Genomic DNA, 21,322 nt, shown 5'->3' with positions numbered 1-21,322 from the left:
TTAAACCAAATTTAAACAAAATCATTCCTCCTTTTAACTGGCAAGGTTTAGCATAAAGGTGGTCATCCTCGTGATGACGCTTTTACTTACCGGCTTACTAGGAGGAATTTCTTTTGTATTCACATCATCTCAAGCTAAAAACCATCAAAACGACCATCGCCTTAACGATCGCCGCCGTCTGCGCTTTTCCCGCTGCGGGTATGGCAGCCGCCGATACCGCTGCGGACAGCAAGCCGCCTGCAATCAGCACAACGGAGCAAAACGGCCGCAGCTGGGCGAATTGGATTCAAAGCCATGCTTACGCTCTGGACCGCATACAGCCTGAAACAAGCGAGAAAGGCGTCATAGAGAAAGACTGGTTTAAAGATCTGGAATTTCTGAAACCGCTGCTGATCGACAAAAAATTGGTCTACCTCGGTGAAAACACGCATGGGGCGGCGGAATACAGTTCTTCGAAAGTCCGTCTCATTCAATATCTGCACCAGGAGCTCGGTTACGATGTCATCGCTTTCGAATCGGGACTAGGAAATGCGTCGGCCGCCCTTGCCAAAAGCGCCGATTCGACCCCGGAACAAATGATGAAAGAAGCCATTTTCGGAGTGTGGTGGTCCAAGGAGACGCTGCCTCTATTCGACTACATCAAGCAGACTCTCGCAACGGATAAGCCCTTGATCCTGAGCGGATTCGATATGCAGATTCAGTCTCCGTATTCGGAGTTCGTCCGTGACTGGATCGGGTCCAGAGACGCCAAACTGGCCGGAACGTTCGCGGATGCGGAGCAGGAGCTGGGCGATTGGAGCTTCAGTGAAGATGAAGCGGGATACGCCAAGGCGAAACCGCGCCTGCTGGAAACGTATGAGAGCATGAAAACGTTTGTGAAAGAGAACGCCGACAAGCTGAAAGCGGACTATCCCCGCAACCCGCACTTGATCGAGATGACGCAGCGCGTTCTGGATGACCGCATCGAGGTCATTCGTACGTATACCGAAGCGAATATCCGCAGCAACCTTGCGCTCAAGAAGAACGATATCGTCCCCTTCCAGGAAACCGTCAGGATGCGTGACGAGATGATGGCGAACAATCTTACCTGGCTTGCCGAACAAGTTTATCCGGACAAGAAAATCATTGTCTGGGGACACAACGTACATATCCGGAAGAAAAACTCGGCGGTTTTAAATTCGGCCTACTCGGGTCTGAGCCTTATGGGCGAGAGCATGCCGGCCCGTCTAAAGAAACAGAGCTACGTGATCGGCCTGTATACGTATCAAGGCGAAGCCGCCAACAATATGGGGCAGAGCTATCCTATCGTTAAGCCGGAACGGGGCTCTCTCGAAGACATTTTGAAGCAGCACGGACACCCTTATACGTTTGTAGATATCAAATACCGCAAAGACAAACCCGGAACTTCCTGGATGTTCGAACCCCGTCTTTCACTCGATTGGGGATTGATGCAGGAAAGCTTCATTCCACGCGATCAGTTTGACGGTTTGCTGCTTATTGATACGGTCCATGCGCCGTCTTACATGCGCGGTAAACCGGGTTCGCAGTAGCGCTGCCCTTTCAAAATGCACGGCCGGAATCTGCTTAGGCGGATTACCGGCTTTTTTTCGTTAATCCGAAAAGATGCAAGCTGCCGAGAAATTCCGCTATAATAATAAACATAGTAAAAATGTTCCAGTAAGGGGTGAGCTTGTGGACTATTTTGAGGACCGGATCGAAGCCGAAGCGGAGCTGCGGGAGATGCTGGGGTACCCCAACAAAATCGTGGAAGCGATGAAAATCTCGTATATGGAGCGGCACTGCCGGGAATTTATCGGTCTGTCGCCTATCCTGTTTGCGTCAACGGCCGATCTCCAGGGAAATTGCGACGTTTCGCCGAGAGGCGACGCGCCCGGTTTCGTGAAGGTGCTGGACGATCAACATCTGATTATCCCCGAAAGGCCAGGCAACCGGCGCATGAATACATACCGGAATATTCTGGAGAATCCGCACATCGGACTTATTTTCATTATTCCGGGCTTAGAAGAAACCTTACGGATCAACGGAAAAGCCTGCCTGACGAAAAATCCCGGACTGCTCGCTCCGCTTGAGGCGCACGGCAAGATTCCGAAGCTGGCGATCGGAGTCGAGGTGGAAGAAGTTTTTCTCCACTGTGCGAAAGCGTTTAAACGGTCCGACTTGTGGGATCCGAAGACATGGCCCGGGGCGCTGCCCTCCGTGCCGGAAATGATCGCCGCCCACGCGGGCCGTCCGGATATTACGGCGGATGTGGTTTCCAAAGGGTTGAAGGAAAGCTATGAGAAGAGGATGTATTGAGACTGTCCGCATAATTTGCGTATGCTTCTTTACCGTTTCGGCTGCTCCTTAAAGAACCGGGGGACTAGCGCAGCGCCCGAGCGAACCGTCTTGTATTCGCAGGAATGGCCGAGTACGAGCGGGGAGAAAACTTTTTCTTATCCCTCTGATTAAAAGGATGATTTTTACAGCGTGTGCTGTTGCCTGTAAGGTAGATAGCAGAGGTGAAAGATCATGACAACTGATTTCGGAAAAGTATCCGGCGACTACGCGAAATACAGGGACGCCCTTCCCGATCTGCTGTTTCGTCAGTTGAAAGCGCGCGGGACCGATTTTGAGGGCAGGAAGGGACTGGATCTCGGCGCCGGCACCGGCATTTTCAGCCGAGCTCTAGCGGAGCGCGGGGCTGAAGTTACGGGGATCGAGCCTTCGGCCGAGCTGATCGAAGCGGCTGTCGCGCAAAGCCGTCAGGCCGGGCTGGAACGAATTTCGAACGTACAGGCCGCCGCCGAGGAATTCCGGCTTCCCGGGACGTACTCGTTCGTTACGGCCGTCCGGGCCTGGCACTGGTTCGATCGCGATCGGACGCTGGAAAATATCCGGCGGCATCTGATGCCCGGAGGCAGCCTCATCGTGATCAATTCCGTATTTGAAACCACATCGGCGGCTGTTCAGCTCACGCTCCGTATTCTGAAAGAAAACGGAATCGTCTTGAAGCCGGCAGGCTCGAACGCGGAAGTCAGGGAAAGAAGAAACGGCTTTCCCGTAAATTGGTTTGAGGAGTGGGAGCGGCATGGATTCCGTCTCAGGCACGAGTGGGAACAGGCTTATACGCTTGCCTATACCCGCGAAGACTGGTGCGGCAAAATCAGGTCGGTTTCCTGGCTGGCAAACGAATCCAAGGAACTCCGCATGAAGGTGAGCGGCGAACTGCTGCGGAATCTGTCCGACTTTGACGCGGTTATGATTATTCCGCATAAATACTCGGTGGCCGTGTTAACGCTGGAGAGCTAGAGCGGCCACCGCACATTATAGGAAAGCGGGTGATTTCCGTGATTATATGGGTGAACGGCGCCTTTGGCTCCGGCAAGTCCCAAACAACGCACGAGCTGCACCGGAGGATACCCGGCTCGTTTTTATACGATCCCGAAAACGCGGGATATTTTATACGCAAAAATGTGCCCCCATCCACGGCTCTGGATGATTTTCAGGATTATCCGATGTGGCGGGAAAGCAATTACGGCATGCTGAACTACATAAGCGGCAAATTTGACGGCGTTATCCTCGTTCCGATGACGATCGTCAACCCGGTTTACTTCGACGAGATCGTAGGGAGGCTGCGCCGGGATAGCAGGACGGTTCACCATTTCGCCCTCTGCGCGTCCAAGGAAACGCTGCTCAAACGATTAAGATCGAGAGGGGAAGGCCCGAATTCGTGGGCGGCCCGTCAAATTGACCGCTGCAGGGAGGGACTGTCGCAGGAGGTTTTCCAACATCACGTGGATACGGATTTACTGACCATCGGTGAAGTAAGCGAGGAGATCGCCGCCATTGCCGGCATTCAGCTTCTCCCCGACAACAGGAGCACAATTCGCAAGAAGGCCCACCGCCTGCTGACCCAACTCAAACAAATCCGATTCTAGAAAGGAAGTCGCCGTGACGACCATTCAAAGCATTGTGGGCTTGTTTCTGATCGTGTTCGGAACGTTTATCTCTTTTTCGGCAGGCAATCTGCCGGCAGCATTTATAAGTCTTGTAGGCGGTTTTATCCTTATGTCCTTGTCTAAGCTTGTGGATCTTCAACAGGGGGCGTATCTGAAAGCGCTTGGAGTGCCGGTAACGGGCGACCAGCTCCACCTGATGATGAAATATTCGCCGGAATATGCGATAGAGTCTGCGGATTTTAACGTTTATCCGGAAAGTCATAAGGAATATGCGCTCATTCATCTGGAGGGCGAATTATATTTGTCCGTACAGGTTTTTAAAAACGTAATAACCCAGGTAGAGAACGAGTATACGTTCCGCCTTCCGGGACGGGAGCCCGTCAGCCTTCATCGTACGCTTTCGTTATACAAAGGGGCCGGGTTGTTTGAATACGGAGGACTGGCGTTTGTCCGCATTTCGGCATTGAATCTGGTAGCTAGCATCTTCGAAGGGCGGCTCCTGCTGAATTACGCGGTACAGGGGAAAGAGGCGGACAATTAAGCGATTATTTCTTTGCGGCAGAAACAGGTGGCGGTGAAGGATGTCATCTGAACGCTTATCTTAGCGTTTTATGCGGTTGCCCGGGAAATGAAACGCTTATTTCTCCGATTATTTCCTGAGGGCCAAGCGTGCGGAGAAGGGAGGGACGCGACTTTGGAGGTAAACGGGGAAAGCGGGATCGGTTGGCTGACACTGGCGCTCATCAATGCGGGTCTGGCCCAAGGGAAAAACAGGAGCGGATTAAACTGGTTTTTCATTTCGCTGCTGATCGGGCCGCTGGCTACTCTGCTCATTGTCGTTTGGGATAGAATCCCGAAGGAGCCGGAGCGCAAAAAGATGTACTAAACAAAGAGCTGTCTTCCCCTAAGGGAGACAGCTCTTTAACCTATCGGTACTGGGGAGCGGGCTGATACGCCGGCGCCCCGATGCGGGTCATCTCTATGGCGATAGCGCCCATAAACTGGGCCAGTTTGCGGATAGCGATCATGCCGACAGGTGCGGCCAGGATGCCGAGTCCCGTATAGATCAGGGAAAGCTGCATGGAATCGATCCGTTCGTTCATCAGGAAGAAGTTCAGCTGATCATAAAAAATATCGATGTGGAGGGTCTGAAGAAGAATCCAGTACACAACGGGAGAAACCAGCAAAGCCAGGATGACAGAAGCAATCGAGACCGTGAACGCAAATGCCAGAATGCCAAGCGGCAGGCGGATGAACTGCCAAAGCAGCGCGCTGAACGATCTTGCGTCGACCAGCTCCGCGCCGAGCAGAGCCCAGAAGGACTTCCGTTCTCCGCGAAGAGTGCCGCCGGCCGCTGCCGCTTCGGTCTGCGGCTCCAGGCCAAGCAGCCGGGAGGCGAGCCGGGCGTCCAGATCGGTCAAGTTTCGATTCGTCCGCAATACAAACAGAAGAAGCGGGAATCCGATAAAAATAGGCATAAGCCCGATTGACAAGGCTATTCCTACGACTGCATACACAAAGCCGAACAGTCCCATGGGAAGCAGAGCAAGCAAATAAAAAAACGACGCTGTCAAATTTGGTGATTTATTCAATGTCTTCCACCGTCCTTATGTGATCTGACTAATAAGACGACGGTGGTGGATGGTTCCCTTCAAAACCTACAGAAACGGGATTTTGAAAGACTTTTTGTACAGCGGATACAGCCATTTCACGCCGCTTGGCGTCAAGGTATCGGCGAACAGATGGGAGAAGTAGCCCGCGACGGCGACCATCATAATGCCTTCCAACTGAAGCTGTTTCTCCAGCTCCATGCCGATAGCACCCCAAGCCGCAAGCGCCCATACCGTGTGCGTCATCCCGCGGTGCTTCAACCAGGGAGCCCAGACGACAAAAGCGCCGAGTCCGATCAGCCATCTCATTTGAGTATGCCAGCCCCAGTAAATGAGGCCGGCTCCGACCAGACTGACCAGCGCGTTGCGTATGATCCCTTCCTTGGTCACGAAGCCGATCAGAAAAATCATCACCGCGATCGTCATCCGTTCCGGGTAAAACTGATGCTCCGTAACAAAGAGATAGGCCACGGCCGCGACAAGCAAAGCGCCTCCCCATAGAAACACTTCGCGCAGCCATTTGGAAATTTTGCCGAGCTTGCTGCTCAGCATGCTGGGACCGTCCAGATCCGCGCTTAATGCGGAGAAAGCGGCCACCGATATGTACACCGCAAAATTCGTTGGGGTAAAAGGATGGAAAACGGACGCGGCAAGTCCGATGGCAGTGCCGATTGCGAGATGAGTTGAACCTTTCATAATGCCTCCGTTGACTGACGATGATAGGAATGCAAACATATGTTTGCTAAGACAGTATACAAGGAAAGCTCATTTCGCACAACCCGTGGAGGAAAAAGTTGCGCTTTGCCGGATAATCGGGCTGCAGGAATCAATAAAAAAGGACGCGCAACCCGTCAAAACGGGGCTGCTGCGTCCTTTTTTGCTGCATATGTCTGTGTTCAATCAAAGAAATTCCCGAAATTTTTGATATGGAAATCGGCATTGACATGGACTTGTACGGCCGGATAGGCCTCTGCCCAGTCCAGCTTTTTCCACTGCGCATACCCCAGTTCGTTTCGGACATACCGGCCAAGCCCGATACTGTCGACGCCGTGTTTTTGCATAAACGAGAGGACCCTCTCGGAATGCTTCGAGATATAAGCCGACATCATCTTCTCGACCTTGGCGCTGTCATCCGTGCTTAAATTTAGCTTTCCGATATATTCGAGGACGCTTCCGTGGACGACCATTCGGATATCCGCATGAAGAACGCCTTCCTCATCCCGGCGAATTTTGATTTTCCGCTTGCTGGAGATGGCGTTGAACATGATGGATTTGGTTTCCTCGTCGTTCAGGGCAAATGAAAATTCACCCTGCTTCTGATTCTGGTACAACAGATTGAAAAAGATCATGTCTTTCGTAGGCAGCTTCGTGATATACACATCTTCTTTGAATAAACCGATCCCGCTGACTTCCAAATCATTACCGGAAATGCGGATGACGGTCGCGATAGGATCGATGCCTTCATCAAAATAATCCCGTACAAATTGATGGAGGAGAATGCGCGGCGTATTCTGAAGCTGAAATTCTTTTTGCAGCAGTTTATCTACATATTGTTCCGTTTTGGGATGCCCCGGATAGTTCCGGTCGATGATATCGTGCGCATCTCCTTCCGTCAGGATAATATTGGACCTTTTGGAGATGGAAGGATCACGCAAGATGGAGTCCATGTTCCGACGAAGCCCGGTTTTGGCCAGCTCGATGCCGTAAAGCAGGTTTCTGAGCTGTCCGCTGACCAGCGTCCGGCTCGTTTTCCGGGACAGTAGGTTTTTCGCCGCTTTGGTGCTCGAAGCTGTAATCGTCAGTATTTCGTCGTTCCCGTCCCGGGACTCCCTCTCGATAACCGGGATACTGAGGGTGACCTTCATTTTGTTGTCGGGCGCCCAGTCATAAGCGGCGGATTGGACGTAGCCGATCTTTTCCAGTATGTTCTGGTCCCTTGCGCATCCGGTAAGAAAAAGCAGCAAAGGAAGAAAAAGATGCCGCATCTTAAACATTCGGCAGACTCCTTTTACGGAAAAGTAGGATAACGAGAGCAAATACCGGGAGAAAGTACCCCAGCCCGATAAGCATGATACTGAGATAACCGAACCACTTCTCCACGACGGTCAGGGTCTGGGCCATCAAGGAAATAAACAACGTGACAAACATGATGGCCGGGGATAAATAGGTCCCTTTTATTTTGGGAACCAGCCTGCTAAGGGTCTCTTTGCTGGTCCAGTAATACATAGAGGCCGTAACGAGAACCGAAATCAGAAAAACACTGTAAAGGAAATTTTGAATGCGTTCCATAAACGGAAATTTCAAATAAGCAAGCAGATCCAGCAGCGGGAAAGATTGAACTTTAAGCTGGACATAGCTGAAAACGCCGTAACAGATGAAGGTCACCAAAAGATAGACGGACGTAACCACGAAATTTCCGATATAAACTCCCCGCATCCACTTGACGCTCCTGCTTGCGTAGGGCATGAAGAAGAGACTGATCTCGTAACCCATAAACGCGCTGTAAATGGTGATGAATCCCTTGACACTGTTCTCTCCATCTTTAAAAAAAGAGGTGGTCAGCCGGACCGAATCAAACTCCGACGTAAAAGCAGCGAATATCGGGGCAAGCATCAGCAAAAGCAGACAGAATATGATGTTCGCTTTCGAAATGGTGTAAATTCCTTTGAGAAGAAGAAGCAGAACAAGGACATCGACCACCAGCTTCAACACGATATCGGGCGTAGACGGAAAAATCAGAAGCTGGTAAATGAGCACATACTGCTTGACTACGAGGCACCCGATCATACTGAACACGGACGCCATGAACAGGTAAAGCGGCGCCAGCACCCACTTGGGAATCGTTTTTTCCACGATATCGAAGAAAGACTCTCCTTTGCCTAATTTGTTGACAAGTGAAATCAGGTAGATATTGAAGGTGGCGATTACACTGACGATCAGTATAGCCGCCCATCCGTTCGTTCCGAAATACGTGGCCGCGATCCGGGGAAGAGAGAATAACACGACGCCCATCTGCGTATTGAAAACGAGAAATCCGACATGGTGGGTATACAATCTTTCCCTGGACAAAACAACCACCTACTTTTTGAGCTTGTTGTATTTTTTGTTCATCGACAAGGATTGGGAAGGCCGGCTTTTCAGGCTCCAGAAAGGGGCCCGGATAAAGATGTCCTTCCAGTCCTTTAATTTGAGGGGGGCGACGGGCATCGTATATGGAGCGCCCAGGCTCGTTAGTTTGGCCAAATGGATGATGACCAGGGCGATGCCGGCCATCAGGCCGAAATTGCCCAGCACGCCGGCGGCGATGACCAGACCGAAGCGGATCAGCCGGATGGAAGCGCTCATGGTATAGCTCGGAATCACGTAAGAGGCTATCGCCGAAGAGGCCACCGCAATAATCAGGATATTGCTCGTAAAGCCCGCCTGGACGGCCGCTTGTCCGATGACGATACCGCCAACGATACCGATCGTCTGGCCGATTTTGGTCGGGAGCCGGGCCCCGGCTTCCCGGAGCAGTTCAATCGTCGTCTCCATCAGAAGCGCCTCGAAGACGGGCGGAAAAGGGACGCGGCTGCGTGATTCCGTCAGCGTCGCGATCAGATTGTCGGGAATCATCTCGTAGTGGTAAGTCGTAATGGATACATAGAGAGCCGTAAACGAAATCGTGATGACAAAAGCCGCGTAACGCAGTAAGCGGGTCGCGGTGCCGACCGCCCAACGGCTGTAATAGTCGTCCGGCGAAATAAAAAATTCGAAAAAGGAAGTCGGTCCGCAGATGACCGACGGACTCTGCTCAACGATCGCGACGACTTTGCCTTCCACAAGTTTGGAGGCCGCAACGTCGGGGCGTTCGGTGTTCAGCATAACCGGGAACACCGAGTTGGGGAAATCATCGATGAGCTGAACGAGCATGGTCGCATCGAAGATCGCGTTCGTCTCGATGGCCTCTATACGCTGCGTCATCGTGTTGACGTAATCCATGTTGGCGATTCCCTCAATATAGAGGACGAATATTTTGCTGTTCGTAACCTCTCCTACGGTAAACGTTTGGACTTTCAGCTGATTGCTTTTCACCCGCCTGCGGATGAGAGACAAGTTATCCTCCGGAGATTCCGTAAAAGCGTCATGCGGGCCGACGATAACGCCTTCCGTCTCCGACTGTTCGATGCCGCGTCCGTCGGGGCCGTAAATATCGACGGCATAGGCGGCTTCCTTGACGAACAAGGCGGCCCAGCCGTTGAGGATTTTTTTAACAAGGACGCTTTCTTCAGTCACACGGATAAAAATCGAATTTTTCAGCAGCTCGTCCGTTTCGTCCGCCTGAATATTTTCGAGCGGGGCCAGAAGTTCGCGCTCGAACAAATTGGGGCTGACCAAGTGTTCGAAATAAAAAAGCGTAATCCCGAGCTCCGGGAATTCCCGCTGGGTAAGATCGCTGCAGTCATTAAACTGTTCCTTGATCCTGGAAAGCACAGGAGGTTCGGCATGAATTTGCCGGATGACGGGCGAAGGGGGATTCGTACTGGAAAGCAGGCGCATCCATTTTTTGAAACGCATAGCCGATCACCTCTCCGGCGGTTTTTCCTATTTTGTGAAAAGAGGGAAGATTTATACCTCCCGTCCCATATTCCGCTTTAACGCACGACAGAAATCCCGACAACCGCAGGAAGGCCGGGAAAGAGCCGATTTTTTTGCGGGTAATGGGGTAAGTATAAGCATGCGCAGCCTTATCTGGAAAACTACGGAGTACGGAAAGGAGCCGGATGGATGGAAAATACGTTTGAAGACAAAAGGTTGCCGGTTACGTCTATCAAGAGCGGGGAAGGGATCGAGGCCGCCCCGGACATCTACTGCCTCACCCTGCAGATCGTAAATGTCGTGTTTGTGGGGGAGGTCAGCAATCCGCAGGGATGGGTGCTTGTAGATGCGGGAATGCCGCGATCCGCGGACGAGATTATCCAAGCCGCGGAAAAGCGTTTCGGGACGGTGCCTCCGCGCGCGATTGTATTGACCCACGGTCATTTCGACCATGTCGGTGCCGTCATCCCGCTGCTGAAGCACTGGAACGTGCCTGTATACGCGCACGAGCTCGAAATTCCTTATCTGAACGGCATGCAGGACTATCCGCCGGCCGACCCGGACGCGGATACCGGACTCGTCGCCAAAATGTCGCCCGTTTTCCCGAACGAGGGGATTGATCTGGGCAGCTATTTGCGCAAACTTCCGCCCGACGGATCCATACCCGAAATGCAGAACTGGCGATGGATTCATACGCCGGGACACACCCCCGGGCATGTTTCCCTTTTCCGGGACGAGGACAAAGCATTGATTGCGGGTGACGCTTTCGTGAACGTCAAGCAGGAGTCGCTTTATAAAGTAATTATGCAAACGCCGGAGGTAAACGGCCCGCCGAAATATTTTACGACCGACTGGGAAGCGGCCAAAATCTCCGTCCGGTTTCTGGAAGGACTGCAGCCGTCTCTGGCCGTCACCGGACATGGAAGACCGGTTTCCGGACAAGAATTGGCGGAAGGATTGCGAACACTTTCTGAACATTTCGAAGAACGGGCGATGCCGGAGAAGAAATAACGGTTGAAATTCCTCTTTTTTTAAGGTGAATTGTCTGATAATTTGTCGAAAAAACCGGCAATCTATGAGGTTTTTACCAAAAAAGCCATAATTGCCGGTTAAATTGTGAACTCTTGTGACAAAATGCGCAATTTTTTTGGACTTTTCTATAGACTGCATTATAATAAGTATTGTAATTTCCACATTTGATGACGATACCTGAAATTGAGGAGAAATTCTCGACGAGGAGGGCTATCGTTATTGTTATGCTAGGATGTTCTATACGAGCAGAACTAATATCTTAAAAGTGAGGCGGAAAATTACAGCTATGAGGAATGAAGTGGAAGGCAGTCGATGGCCCTGGGAATCTTATTACGGGCCGAACCTAGGTTACATTCAAGAGAAGTATGAGCAGTATCTGAACGATCCCGATTCTCTGGAAGCAGCTTATCGGGACCTGTTTGCGCGTTTTGGAGCGCCTCCGGCATCGGTACAAACCGTCCAATCCGAAGGTCAGGCAAACGCAGGAACCACTACCACTAGCGACCCGAACGTGCTGAAGAAAGTCGTCGCCGTCGGTAAACTGGTGTGGAATATTCGCACATACGGGCACTTAGCTGCCAACCTGGACCCGCTGGGTCTGAGCACCACCCCGGATACAAGACTGCTTGAGCCGGGCACGTACGGTCTGACCAAAGAAGATCTGGTGGCAATGCCGGCTTCAATCGTTTGGGAAGAGGCACCGTCCGACGTGGCGAACGGCTGGGAAGCGATCCAGCGCCTGCGTCAAAGATATTCCCAATCGATCGGTTTTGAGTTCAGCCATGTTCATGAGGAAGACGAGCGTAATTGGCTGAACCGTCAAGCGGAATCGGGCGCATCTATCGAGCCGCTGACCAAAGAAGAGCGGACCAAGCTTCTGGACCGCTTGGTACAGACAGAGCAGTTCGAAAGCTTCTTGCACCGCACGTTTGTCGGTCAGAAGCGTTTCTCTCTGCAGGGTACGGACGTACTTATTCCACTTTTAGACGAAATCGTTCATGAAGTCGTTCACGACGGAGCGGAACACATTCTGATGGGGATGGCTCACCGCGGACGCCTAAACGTGCTCGCTCACATTCTGGGTAAGCCGTACAAGAAAATTTTTGCGGAATTCCATCATGCGCCGAACAAAGACATCATTCCGTCCGAAGGTTCCACGGGAATCAACTACGGCTGGACAGGGGACGTAAAGTACCACCTGGGTGCACGACGCTCAATCAAGGAAGGCGAAACTAGAGAAGCCAAGCTGACACTCGCGAACAACCCGAGTCACTTGGAGTTTGTAGGCGCAGTCGTTGAGGGCTTTGCGCGTGCGGCACAAGATAATCGTGAAAATCCCGGCTATCCAGAACAGGATCTGAACAAGGCGGCTTGTATTGTCATGCACGGCGACGCCGCGTTCCCGGGTGAAGGTATCGTTGCCGAGACACTCAACTTTACGAAGCTGACCGGTTACGAGAACGGCGGAACGATCCATATCATCGTCAACAACCGGGTAGGTTTCACGACCGACAGCACGGATTCCCGCTCCACTCACTATGCGAGCGACCTGGCCAAAGGGTACGAGATTCCGATCGTTCACGTTAACGCGGACGACCCGGAAGCATGCCTTGCGGCGGCGCGTCTAGCTTGCGAATATCGCAACCGGTTCAAGAAAGACTTCCTGATCGACCTGATCGGCTACCGTCGTTACGGACACAACGAGAACGACGATCCGGAAACGACTCAGCCGCTGATGTACGGCAAAGTGAAGAACCATTCGACGATCTCCGTCCTCTATGCGGAAAAGCTGAAGCAGGAAGGGCTCGTAGACGACAACGGCTACCAGCAGATGATCCAGAACATTCAGAACACGCTTCAGGAAGCGTACGAACTCGTCAAAAATCACCAAGGCAAGGGAAAGCGTGTCGCCGAGCCGGCTATTTTCGACGATCTCAAGAAAATCAAGACGGCCGTTCCGCTTCAGGAACTGCAGGAAATCAACCGCGAGCTGATTACATGGCCGGAAGATTTCAACGTCTACCCGAAATTGCAGCGTATCCTGGAACGCCGCGGAGACGCGCTTAACGAAGGCGGCAAGGTAGACTGGGCGCTCGCGGAGACGCTGGCATTCGCTTCGATCCTGGCCGACGGCAAGCCGATCCGGATCAGCGGACAAGACGTAGGGCGCGGAACGTTCGCGCATCGCCACCTCGTGCTTCACGATGTGAAGAACGGCTCGACCTACTCGCCGCTGCACAAGCTGCCTCAGGCGCGCGCATCGTTCGCGATCTACAACAGTCCGCTGTCCGAAGGCTCCGTCCTTGCTTTCGAATACGGCTACAATGTGTATTCGCCGGAAACACTCGTGATCTGGGAAGCCCAGTACGGCGATTTCGCCAATGCGGCGCAGGTGATCATCGACCAGTTCATTTCCGCGGGCCGCTCCAAATGGGAGCAGAAATCCAGTCTCGTGATGCTTCTGCCACACGGCTACGAAGGTCAAGGACCGGAGCATTCCAGTGCCCGTCTGGAACGTTTCCTGCAGCTTTCCGCAGAGAACAACTGGACGGTCGCGAACTTGAGCAGCGCGGCGCAATATTTCCATATTCTCCGCCGCCAGGCTGCGATTACGGAACGCGAAGAGGCTCGTCCGCTCGTGATTATGGCTCCGAAAAGCCTGATCCGCAACGCGCGCGTCTCATCCGACGGCAAGGAATTCAGCGAAGGCTCCTTCCTGCCGGTCATGGAACAGAAAGGCCTTGGCGATCAGCCGAAGAAAGTGAAACGTCTTGTGCTGACCACCGGTAAAATGGCGATCGATCTGGAAGAAGCGTTTGAAACTTCCGAAGACCGCGATTTCTCGTGGCTTCATATTGCCCGCGTAGAGCAGCTTTACCCGCTGCCGGAACAGGATATCGCGGAAATCATCGCGAAGTTCCCTGGACTGAAAGAAATCGTTTGGGTACAGGAAGAACCCCGGAACATGGGCTCCTGGAACTTCATGGAATCCAGAATCCGTTCCCTTGCGCCGGATAAAGTCAACGTGCGTTACGTAGGTCTGCCTGACCGCTCCAGCCCGGCCAGCGGTTTCCAGGAGATCCATACGTTCGAACATAACCAGATTATCTCGCTCGCTCTTAAACAACCGGAATAATAAACATGCATAGGAGGTCACCATCGTGGCTGATATTAAAGTGCCTGAATTAGGCGAATCTATTACTGAGGCAACTATCTCTAAATGGCTTGTGACTGAAGGAAGTACGGTAAGTCAAGGCGACTTGCTTCTTGAACTTGAAACGGACAAAGTAAACCTGGAAATCAGCGCGGAACAAGACGGCGTCCTGTCTGAAATCCGCAAGCAGGAAGGCGACAACGTATCGGTCGGCGAAATCGTCGGCGTGATCGGCGCTTCTTCCGGTGCACCGGCCTCTGCAGCTCCTGCAGCGGCTCCTGAGGCTCCGAAAGCGGCGGAAGCTCCTGCAGCTTCCCCGGCGGCAGGAACGCCTGCCAAGGCTCCTGCGGCTTCCGTAGCGGCGAGCGACAGCGCGTCGCTGGCTGCTTCCCCGGCAGCGAGAAAGCTTGCCAGAGAGCGCGGTATCGACCTGAGCCAGGTCAAATCGCAGGATCCGATCGGCCGCGTGTACCAGGACGACGTGAAGTCCCACGGCACGCAAGCGGCACAACCGGCAAGCGCGCCGGCTGCAGCGAAGTCCGCTGGCGCCGGTCAAGCCGCACAGCAAGCGGTACCGGGCAAACCGGTTGAGCGCAAGCGCATGTCCCGCCGCCGTCAGACTATCGCGAACCGCCTGGTGGAAGCTCAGCACACGGCTGCTATGCTGACCACGTTCAACGAAGTTGACATGACGGCGATTCTCGACGTGCGCAAACGCCGCAAGCAGGCGTTCCTGGACAAGCACGATGTGGGTCTGGGCTTTATGTCCTTCTTCACGAAAGCGGTCGTTGGCGCGTTGAAGAAATTCCCTCATCTGAATGCCGAGATCGACGGAGACGATATCGTCGTGAAGCAGTTCTACGACATCGGTATCGCCGTATCCGCGAAGGAAGGTCTGGTCGTTCCGGTCGTTCGCGAAGCGGATCGTCTGAGCTTTGCGGATATCGAGAAGCAGATCGGAGACCTGGCCGGCAAAGCGCGCGCCAACACACTGGCACTGTCCGACCTTCAAGGCGGTACGTTCACGATCACGAACGGCGGCGTATTCGGCTCCCTGCTGTCCACGCCGATTCTTAACGCTCCGCAAGTGGGCATTCTGGGCATGCACAAAATCCAGATCCGTCCGGTTGCGATCGATGCGGAAAGAATGGAAAACCGTCCGATGATGTACATCGCGCTTTCCTACGACCACCGTATCGTAGACGGCAGCGAGGCGGTTCGCTTCCTCGTCACCGTAAAAGAACTGCTCGAAGATCCGGAATCCCTGCTGCTTGAAGGTTAATCGCTCCATCAGAGCGGTTTAACCGAACGGCACTGCACATTAGAAAGTTGTTAGGAAAAGCCTGCCGGGCCACAAGCTCGGCAGACTTTTTTTATTATGGGAAGGTAAAGGCAATATGTGTTTCAAGCATGACATCTTATTAGGGATGCCAATGATTAAGGGGGTAAATTATATCGATCAGAACATAGCCCTGCTGCGGAAATGTCACGAATGTCCTGCAGTCAACTCTTTTTCCAGAAATTCGGCGCACTTCCGGCGTACCGGATCCCGCGGGCCGTTTATTAACCATTCAGGAAGCTTTGGCTGTCATAGAACTTGCATTTCTGGGTAATGAATGAAGAGAAGCCGGACACATCTGCAACCATTCAAAGGGGGAAGAAAAGATGAAAATTATGATTACGCAAAGCGAGGCGCTGGAAAAGGGAATCTGGCCCGAAGTGATGAAAATGTTCGGCTTGAACCAAGAGGACGACGTGTGGTCGAGCGAAGAATTTGTCTTGTCTGAAGAGCAGGCAAAAACGCTCGGATTGATCTCCTAAAGAATCACCGGGAAGAGAGGGGATGGGAAATTCTTCGATTCGGTGTATAATAGGCTTCGAAGGTTTTGATGAGAAAGGAATGCTGACATGCTAACGATCACAGCTTATAGTGCAGAACTTGTAAAAGACCCGTTCGGGATTATTCCGGGGAAGCGTTACGAATTTAATCTGGAGGTAGACGTTCCGGAAGACGACGAGCTGTACACGGCTAACGGAATCTATCTGCGGGTCATATACGGCGTGGACGAAGACCAGAGCCGGATAATCAAGTACGATATCCATGAAAATTCGACGGATACATACCTCGAGTTCGATCTTGAGGACGAAGAGCTTGCGGTCGTCGATACGTTCTGCAAGGATCATCTTCCGCAGGACGAATAACATGCGAGGATGAAGGGGCGGCAAATTGCCCTAACCAATCCGTCATACTGGAAAAGGCTCCCTGGTCCGTCTTCTGATGGTCGCGGAGAGCCTTTTTTTGCGTACTTTTTGCTGCATAAGAGTCTGCCGTCGAACGGATAAAGAGCTGGTGGAACCTGAACGGGGGATGCCGCCGCATAAAAAGCCTGTTCCTACAGGAACAGGCTCGGCAGATTTAAGTAAGAAGTGCGAATGGAGTGCAGGGGTTAATCCGTAACGTCTTCAGACGCCGTATCTTCGACGGCTTCATCCGTCTCGTCGCTTTCAACGGCTTCCGTGACTTCTTCGTCGGCCTCTTCCGCCGTTTCGGCTTCCGCAGCATCGGCGGCGCTTTCCGCATCCGCTTGGACTTCCTCGACAGCTTCTACCTCGCCGGCAGCGACTTCTTCTTCGGACAATTGAATTTCATTTTCGGACTCTGCCATTGTTTATCCCTCCATTTGTAACACTTAGTTCTCTAAGCGTATCTTGAGCATACCAAACGGAACGTGAAGAAAATGTCGGAGGTTGGGGGCGGGCTTATTAAAATTTTATAAATCTTGGGACATCCGTACCATATCGATAACCTGCATTCCGTTCTCGTAGATTTCTTCGGCATAGTGACGAACAAAAAAATCCTTGTCGATTCCCGTAATCCGGAATCCGCACTTTTGATAAAGCGCAAGCTGGGCGACCCCGGTGCTGCCTGTTCCGATTTCGATCGTTTTGAAGCCGAATTCCCGGGCCTGTCCGATTGCATGAAGAACCAGCTCCTTGCCGTAGCCTCTGCCGTGACAATCTTCGCGTACCGCCACGTTGACGAGTTCGACCGTCCCCGGGCGGGTCGGCAGCAGCACATAGACGCCTATCACGGCGCCGTCCGCAGCCGCTCCGGTAAAGCAGCGTCCTCGCCCTATGTATTCCCGAACCAGTTCTTCCGAAGGATCGGCAAGCAGGAGCAGGTCCATCGGATAAGGTTCGCCATGTCGCAATTCCGTAATGTTCATCGTTTTTTTCTCCTTTTATACGGTTTCTGTCTTCTAACTACTCCACACCTTTACTCCTATTAAACATCCGTCTCCCAATTCCTGTTTCATGAAAAGGAAAAACGGCTTTCGGCTCGAATTGTTTTGGGAAACAGCAATCGGGAGGCGAAAAAATGGAACCTATCGTAAACTATTACAGCCAATTTGACGAGTGGGGGAGGCTGGACCGGGAACCGTGGGAGTACACCATAAACTTGGCTTTTATTAAAAAGTATCTGCCCGCCGGTTCCGCTGTTCTGGATAACGGAGCGGGCCCGGGCAAATACGCCATGGAGCTGGCTCGTGAGGGTCACGACGTGACCCTTGCCGATTTGACGCCGAAGCTCGTGGAAACGGCGCGAAGCAAAGCCGCCGAGCTGGGGCTGCTGGACCGCTTCCGCGGGTTCCATGCAGCCGACGCGAGAGACCTCAGCCTGTTCGGAGACGGGCAGTTCGACGCCTCCTTAATGCTGGGGCCTCTCTACCACCTGCAAGGTGCCGAAGACCGGGAGAAGGCGGTGCGCGAGCTTCACCGGGTAACCGCCAAGGACGGCTGGGTCTTTGTCGCTTTTATGCCGCGGATCCGGCACCTCGCCAATTCCTTGCGCGATCCGCTGAATTGGAAGCCTAACGATACGGTCCGCGGGCTCGAGGCTTTCGCCGAAACGGGCCGCTTCGATCACAGCGATGCCGGGCGTTTTACCGGCGCGTACTATTTTCCGGTGGGCGATATCGTCCCGTTCATGGAGACAAACGGCTTCGGGACCGTCAAGCTGATCGGTTCCGGAAGTATCGCCGCCGGAATGACGGGGGAGCAGTGGGATTACTGGCGCTCGCAAGGGGAGGAAGTGTCCCGGAGAGTGCTGGATCTGATCATGCAAGCGGCCGAAGATCCGTACAATCTCGGCTCTTCCTCGCACCTTTTGTACGTGGGCAGGAGACTTTAAAGCAGCCGTCCGATTATTCTCTGTATAGGGATTGGAATAAGCTGATTTTAACGCTATAATCGAGTTAGGATTTTAGCACTTTTTGCGATCCATTTCAAATTCAAACGAAGTAAGGAGCCTTTATTGATGGAAAAAACATTGATTTTCGGACACAAAAACCCGGACACCGACACCATTTGTTCCGCACTCGCATATGCAGACCTGAAAACCCAGCTTGGCGAAAACGTAGAAGCGGTCCGCCTGGGAGCCGTAAGCGGCGAAACCCAATTCGCGCTGGATACTTTTAAGGCAGAAGCTCCCCGTCTTGTCGAGACGGTTGCCGGCGAAGTCAAGACCGTTATTCTCGTCGATCATAACGAACGTCAGCAGAGCGTAAGCGACATCGATCAAGTGCGCGTGACCGAAGTCATCGACCACCACCGCATCGCGAATTTCGAGACGAGCGGCCCGCTTTACTACCGCGCCGAACCTGTCGGCTGCACGGCGACGATTTTGAACAAGCTTTACAAAGAAAACGGCAAGTCCGTTCCCGGGAACATTGCCGGACTGATGGTATCCGCCATCATTTCGGACACGCTGCTGCTGAAATCGCCGACCTGCACGGAGCAGGACGTGGCGGCCGCACGCGAACTGGCGGAAATCGCCGGCGTTAACCTCGAAAGCTACGGACTGGACATGCTCAAAGCGGGCGCGGACCTTAGCGACAAAACGATCGAACAGCTCATTTCGCTGGACGCGAAAGAGTTCCAGATGGGCTCCCACAAGGTGGAAATCGCACAGGTAAACGCGGTGGACACGAATGATGTTCTTGCCCGCCAGGACGAGCTGGAAGCGGCTCTGAACGCGATTATCGAGAAAAAAGGGCTGGATCTGTTCCTGTTTGTCGTTACGGATATTCTTAACAACGATTCTATCGGCCTGGCGCTCGGCTCCTCCGCCAAAGCGGTAGAAGAAGCGTACAACGTAACGCTTGCCGACAACAAAGCGGTGCTGAAAGGCGTCGTTTCCCGCAAATCGCAGATCGTTCCCGTTCTGACAGACATTTTAAGCAAATAAAATTTTAAAAATAACGGCCGCCGGGCATCCAAGCCAGGCGGCTTTTTAACCTTTTTTTGCGGGGCCTCTTGACGAAACGGTCATTCGGCTTTTATTATTTATTTATCAATAAATAAAAGGAGGTGCGGAGTTGGTTGTCCGCGAAGATCGCAAAGAACAGATTATTAACGCAGCCGTGGGAATATTCGCGGAACTTGGCTATTATAAAACAACGACAGCCATGGTGGCTAAAGCGGCCGGCGTGACGCAGCCGTACGTGTTTCATTTTTTCAAAAGCAAGGAAGAGCTGTTCAAGGCGGTAGTTGACCGGGCCGTACAGCGGCTCTATGATGCCTTCATGCAGGTGGAAGCAACAGGGGATCTCATTATGGAATCAATGGGCCAGGCGTTCAAAGATCTCATGCGGGCTAACCGGGCGGAAATGCTGATGGTGCTGCAGGCGCCTGCCATATCAGAACCCGAAATCCGCAGGCATATGAGCGAGAAGTTTGCGTTGATACACACGACAATCGTGCGAAAATTCGAAGAATCCGGAATGGACGATGTCGAGACGGCAGCCGGCAATTTCATAGCAATCGGACTTCTGATCGTAACTTCGGATGTGCTGCAGCTTCCCGAGCTGCTCCCTTTCAAAGATTTGAACTGCTAGGAAACCTGGCAAGGCGGCACGTTAAGGCTGCCTATTTTTTTGCAGAAGTATTTATTGACTAATAAATAAATTTCCGAGAAAAGGATGTGCGTAAAATGAAACGGGCACTTTATAACGGACACGACGGCTCTAATTCCCTGTTTTCAGGCGAACGCGTACTAATCTGGACAGGTTTGGCTGGCTTTGTATTTGCGGCTTTTATGGCGGTTTATATGGCATTGTACGGAAGCCGGGTCCTCCCTGAGGGCAATGTGGAAAGCGCCTTTTCCTTTAACGCGGCGATAGGTATGTTCATCTTGTCGCTAGCTGCCATTCTCCCATTGGCCGGAATGGGCAGCCGATCGCGCAAAGTATACCGCTGGATGCTCGCGTTTACGGGAGGGGCCGCTTATCTGCTGGAGTCCGTCCAGCATCTGCGGGGAATCAATCCCCGGTTTACACAGGCGGGCACAGATATCGACCGCATCGGGGGAATCGTTTTTGGTCTGGACTCCATGCTGTTGATTGTTCTGATCATCTGGCTTGCCGCGGCTTTTTACAGAAAATCGGTCCTGGCGGAGCGGCCGCTTGTTGTTCTCGGCATCCGTTACGGGTTTCTCTCCACCATGGCGGCCATTGTTGCGGGAATCGGCATGATCGCGCTTCAGAGCCGCTACACCGGCGCTTCAGGCAATCTGATCGTCCTGCATGGGCTGGGTTTTCATGCGGTTCAGACGCTTCCGCTGCTTGGCTGGCTGCTGGAAAAATCGGATGACGCGCAGTCCCGCAAAGTCAGGCTCGTCCACGCGGGCTCAATCGGTTGGATGCTGGCGATTGTGGGTATCGGCTTCCAGACGGCTTCGGGCATGTCTGTCACCGAGGTGTCGCCATGGACGCTCACGGCGGCAGCCGGGCTGCTTCTTTGGCTGCTTGCTCTGGGCACGGCCCTCCGGAAGTCGGTAACCGTAACCTGGAGAGTCCCGCCAGAGGCCTCGAAGCTTTAACGCCCTCCCGCTCCGGCAAAGCTGCGCAGCTTACTGCCGCACGGGTTTCCGCTCCCGGCCGGGTTTCCTTGCAGACAAGGAAATCCGGCTTTTTTCAGCGGCTTGAAGA

The 21,322-nt window shown here is 52.9% G+C and carries 22 protein-coding genes; 15 read left to right on the top strand and 7 right to left on the bottom strand.

The features are described from left to right. The first annotated feature begins 113 nt into the window (after positions 1-113). The 6 genes from KVT34_RS12935 to KVT34_RS12910 all read left to right on the top strand — a co-directional run bounded on the left by KVT34_RS12935 (position 114) and on the right by KVT34_RS12910 (position 4,845). Complete coding sequence (locus KVT34_RS12935) at positions 114-1,550, top strand: erythromycin esterase family protein (RefSeq protein ID WP_217559083.1); 1,437 nt, start codon at positions 114-116, stop codon at positions 1,548-1,550. A 142-nt stretch (positions 1,551-1,692) separates the two neighbouring features. Next, positions 1,693-2,316, top strand: a complete 624-nt coding sequence (locus KVT34_RS12930) for a pyridoxamine 5'-phosphate oxidase family protein (protein WP_217559082.1) — start codon at positions 1,693-1,695, stop codon at positions 2,314-2,316. Between the two features lie 213 nt (positions 2,317-2,529). Beyond that, the gene (locus tag KVT34_RS12925; protein ID WP_217559081.1) at positions 2,530-3,309 is read left to right on the top strand and encodes a class I SAM-dependent methyltransferase; all 780 of its coding nucleotides are present in this window, start codon (positions 2,530-2,532) and stop codon (positions 3,307-3,309) included. Positions 3,310-3,341: 32 nt separating this feature from the next. Next, positions 3,342-3,938 carry an AAA family ATPase gene (locus KVT34_RS12920; protein WP_309244090.1) on the top strand — a complete coding sequence of 199 codons (597 nt, stop codon included), beginning with the start codon at positions 3,342-3,344 and terminating at the stop codon, positions 3,936-3,938. A 13-nt stretch (positions 3,939-3,951) separates the two neighbouring features. Further along, on the top strand, positions 3,952-4,500 hold the full coding sequence (locus KVT34_RS12915) for a hypothetical protein (RefSeq protein WP_217559079.1): 549 nt from the start codon (positions 3,952-3,954) through the stop codon (positions 4,498-4,500). 153 nt (positions 4,501-4,653) lie between these two features. After that, positions 4,654-4,845 (top strand): antitermination protein NusB, encoded by a 192-nt coding sequence (locus KVT34_RS12910; RefSeq protein WP_217559078.1) that lies wholly within the window; start codon positions 4,654-4,656, stop codon positions 4,843-4,845. A gap of 40 nt (positions 4,846-4,885) precedes the next feature. On the opposite strand, the gene KVT34_RS12905 is transcribed toward KVT34_RS12910, so the two are convergent. From KVT34_RS12905 to KVT34_RS12885, 5 genes are all read right to left on the bottom strand, one after another. Beyond that, the gene (locus KVT34_RS12905) at positions 4,886-5,551 is read right to left on the bottom strand and encodes a sensor domain-containing protein (RefSeq protein WP_217559077.1); all 666 of its coding nucleotides are present in this window, start codon (positions 5,549-5,551) and stop codon (positions 4,886-4,888) included. Positions 5,552-5,617: 66 nt separating this feature from the next. Continuing rightward, entirely contained in the window at positions 5,618-6,265 is a 648-nt protein-coding gene (locus KVT34_RS12900) for a metal-dependent hydrolase (protein ID WP_217559076.1), read from the bottom strand. A 200-nt stretch (positions 6,266-6,465) separates the two neighbouring features. After that, a complete protein-coding gene (locus tag KVT34_RS12895; protein ID WP_217559075.1) occupies positions 6,466-7,563 on the bottom strand; it encodes a Ger(x)C family spore germination protein in 1,098 nt (365 codons plus the stop codon). Beyond that, positions 7,556-8,647 carry a GerAB/ArcD/ProY family transporter gene (locus KVT34_RS12890; RefSeq protein ID WP_309244086.1) on the bottom strand — a complete coding sequence of 364 codons (1,092 nt, stop codon included), beginning with the start codon at positions 8,645-8,647 and terminating at the stop codon, positions 7,556-7,558. Before KVT34_RS12890 ends, KVT34_RS12895 begins: the two co-directional genes overlap by 8 nt. Continuing rightward, positions 8,648-10,126 (bottom strand): spore germination protein, encoded by a 1,479-nt coding sequence (locus KVT34_RS12885; RefSeq protein ID WP_217559073.1) that lies wholly within the window; start codon positions 10,124-10,126, stop codon positions 8,648-8,650. A gap of 210 nt (positions 10,127-10,336) precedes the next feature. Between KVT34_RS12885 and KVT34_RS12880 the strand changes: the two genes are divergently transcribed. The 5 genes from KVT34_RS12880 to KVT34_RS12860 all read left to right on the top strand — a co-directional run bounded on the left by KVT34_RS12880 (position 10,337) and on the right by KVT34_RS12860 (position 16,535). Continuing rightward, positions 10,337-11,158 (top strand): MBL fold metallo-hydrolase, encoded by an 822-nt coding sequence (locus KVT34_RS12880; RefSeq protein WP_217559072.1) that lies wholly within the window; start codon positions 10,337-10,339, stop codon positions 11,156-11,158. Between the two features lie 307 nt (positions 11,159-11,465). Beyond that, positions 11,466-14,315: a 2-oxoglutarate dehydrogenase E1 component gene (locus KVT34_RS12875; protein ID WP_217559071.1), complete on the top strand. Its 2,850-nt coding sequence runs from the start codon at positions 11,466-11,468 to the stop codon at positions 14,313-14,315. Between the two features lie 25 nt (positions 14,316-14,340). Then, entirely contained in the window at positions 14,341-15,615 is a 1,275-nt protein-coding gene (odhB, locus tag KVT34_RS12870; RefSeq protein ID WP_217559070.1) for a 2-oxoglutarate dehydrogenase complex dihydrolipoyllysine-residue succinyltransferase, read from the top strand. Positions 15,616-15,998: 383 nt separating this feature from the next. Further along, positions 15,999-16,154, top strand: coding sequence for a hypothetical protein (locus tag KVT34_RS12865; protein ID WP_217559069.1), 156 nt, complete (start codon positions 15,999-16,001; stop codon positions 16,152-16,154). 87 nt (positions 16,155-16,241) lie between these two features. Further along, positions 16,242-16,535: a DUF6509 family protein gene (locus KVT34_RS12860; RefSeq protein WP_217559068.1), complete on the top strand. Its 294-nt coding sequence runs from the start codon at positions 16,242-16,244 to the stop codon at positions 16,533-16,535. A gap of 245 nt (positions 16,536-16,780) precedes the next feature. Here KVT34_RS12860 and KVT34_RS12855 read toward each other — a convergent pair whose 3' ends face one another. Both KVT34_RS12855 and KVT34_RS12850 read right to left on the bottom strand, forming a co-directional pair. After that, on the bottom strand, positions 16,781-16,999 hold the full coding sequence (locus tag KVT34_RS12855) for a hypothetical protein (protein ID WP_217559067.1): 219 nt from the start codon (positions 16,997-16,999) through the stop codon (positions 16,781-16,783). A 105-nt stretch (positions 17,000-17,104) separates the two neighbouring features. Further along, complete coding sequence (locus KVT34_RS12850; RefSeq protein WP_217559065.1) at positions 17,105-17,560, bottom strand: GNAT family N-acetyltransferase; 456 nt, start codon at positions 17,558-17,560, stop codon at positions 17,105-17,107. A gap of 152 nt (positions 17,561-17,712) precedes the next feature. On the opposite strand from KVT34_RS12850, the gene KVT34_RS12845 reads away from it, so the two are divergent. The 4 genes from KVT34_RS12845 to KVT34_RS12830 all read left to right on the top strand — a co-directional run bounded on the left by KVT34_RS12845 (position 17,713) and on the right by KVT34_RS12830 (position 21,213). Continuing rightward, on the top strand, positions 17,713-18,525 hold the full coding sequence (locus KVT34_RS12845; protein WP_217559063.1) for a class I SAM-dependent methyltransferase: 813 nt from the start codon (positions 17,713-17,715) through the stop codon (positions 18,523-18,525). A 126-nt stretch (positions 18,526-18,651) separates the two neighbouring features. Then, positions 18,652-19,581, top strand: a complete 930-nt coding sequence (locus tag KVT34_RS12840) for a manganese-dependent inorganic pyrophosphatase (protein WP_217559061.1) — start codon at positions 18,652-18,654, stop codon at positions 19,579-19,581. A gap of 130 nt (positions 19,582-19,711) precedes the next feature. Beyond that, positions 19,712-20,230, top strand: a complete 519-nt coding sequence (locus KVT34_RS12835; RefSeq protein ID WP_217559059.1) for a TetR/AcrR family transcriptional regulator — start codon at positions 19,712-19,714, stop codon at positions 20,228-20,230. A gap of 95 nt (positions 20,231-20,325) precedes the next feature. After that, positions 20,326-21,213: a hypothetical protein gene (locus KVT34_RS12830; RefSeq protein WP_217559057.1), complete on the top strand. Its 888-nt coding sequence runs from the start codon at positions 20,326-20,328 to the stop codon at positions 21,211-21,213. Positions 21,214-21,322 lie beyond the last annotated feature (109 nt).

The sequence above is a fragment of the Paenibacillus sp. GbtcB18 genome (genome assembly GCF_019091125.1).
GTDB lineage: Bacteria > Bacillota > Bacilli > Paenibacillales > NBRC-103111 > Paenibacillus_F > Paenibacillus_F chitinolyticus.
This window is presented reverse-complemented; position numbering and strand designations above follow the sequence as displayed.

Excerpts from the sequence above, each read along its gene's own strand:
- KVT34_RS12850 (WP_217559065.1), bottom strand. The coding sequence starts at position 17,560 with ATGAACATTACGGAATTGCGACATGGCGAACCTTATCCGATGGACCTG.
- KVT34_RS12840 (WP_217559061.1), top strand. The coding sequence starts at position 18,652 with ATGGAAAAAACATTGATTTTCGGACACAAAAACCCGGACACCGACACC.
- KVT34_RS12855 (WP_217559067.1), bottom strand. The coding sequence starts at position 16,999 with ATGGCAGAGTCCGAAAATGAAATTCAATTGTCCGAAGAAGAAGTCGCT.
- KVT34_RS12895 (WP_217559075.1), bottom strand. The coding sequence starts at position 7,563 with ATGTTTAAGATGCGGCATCTTTTTCTTCCTTTGCTGCTTTTTCTTACC.
- KVT34_RS12885 (WP_217559073.1), bottom strand. The coding sequence starts at position 10,126 with ATGCGTTTCAAAAAATGGATGCGCCTGCTTTCCAGTACGAATCCCCCT.
- KVT34_RS12900 (WP_217559076.1), bottom strand. The coding sequence starts at position 6,265 with ATGAAAGGTTCAACTCATCTCGCAATCGGCACTGCCATCGGACTTGCC.
- KVT34_RS12845 (WP_217559063.1), top strand. The coding sequence starts at position 17,713 with ATGGAACCTATCGTAAACTATTACAGCCAATTTGACGAGTGGGGGAGG.
- KVT34_RS12925 (WP_217559081.1), top strand. The coding sequence starts at position 2,530 with ATGACAACTGATTTCGGAAAAGTATCCGGCGACTACGCGAAATACAGG.
- KVT34_RS12875 (WP_217559071.1), top strand. The coding sequence starts at position 11,466 with ATGAGGAATGAAGTGGAAGGCAGTCGATGGCCCTGGGAATCTTATTAC.
- KVT34_RS12830 (WP_217559057.1), top strand. The coding sequence starts at position 20,326 with ATGAAACGGGCACTTTATAACGGACACGACGGCTCTAATTCCCTGTTT.
- KVT34_RS12880 (WP_217559072.1), top strand. The coding sequence starts at position 10,337 with ATGGAAAATACGTTTGAAGACAAAAGGTTGCCGGTTACGTCTATCAAG.
- KVT34_RS12865 (WP_217559069.1), top strand. The coding sequence starts at position 15,999 with ATGAAAATTATGATTACGCAAAGCGAGGCGCTGGAAAAGGGAATCTGG.
- KVT34_RS12860 (WP_217559068.1), top strand. The coding sequence starts at position 16,242 with ATGCTAACGATCACAGCTTATAGTGCAGAACTTGTAAAAGACCCGTTC.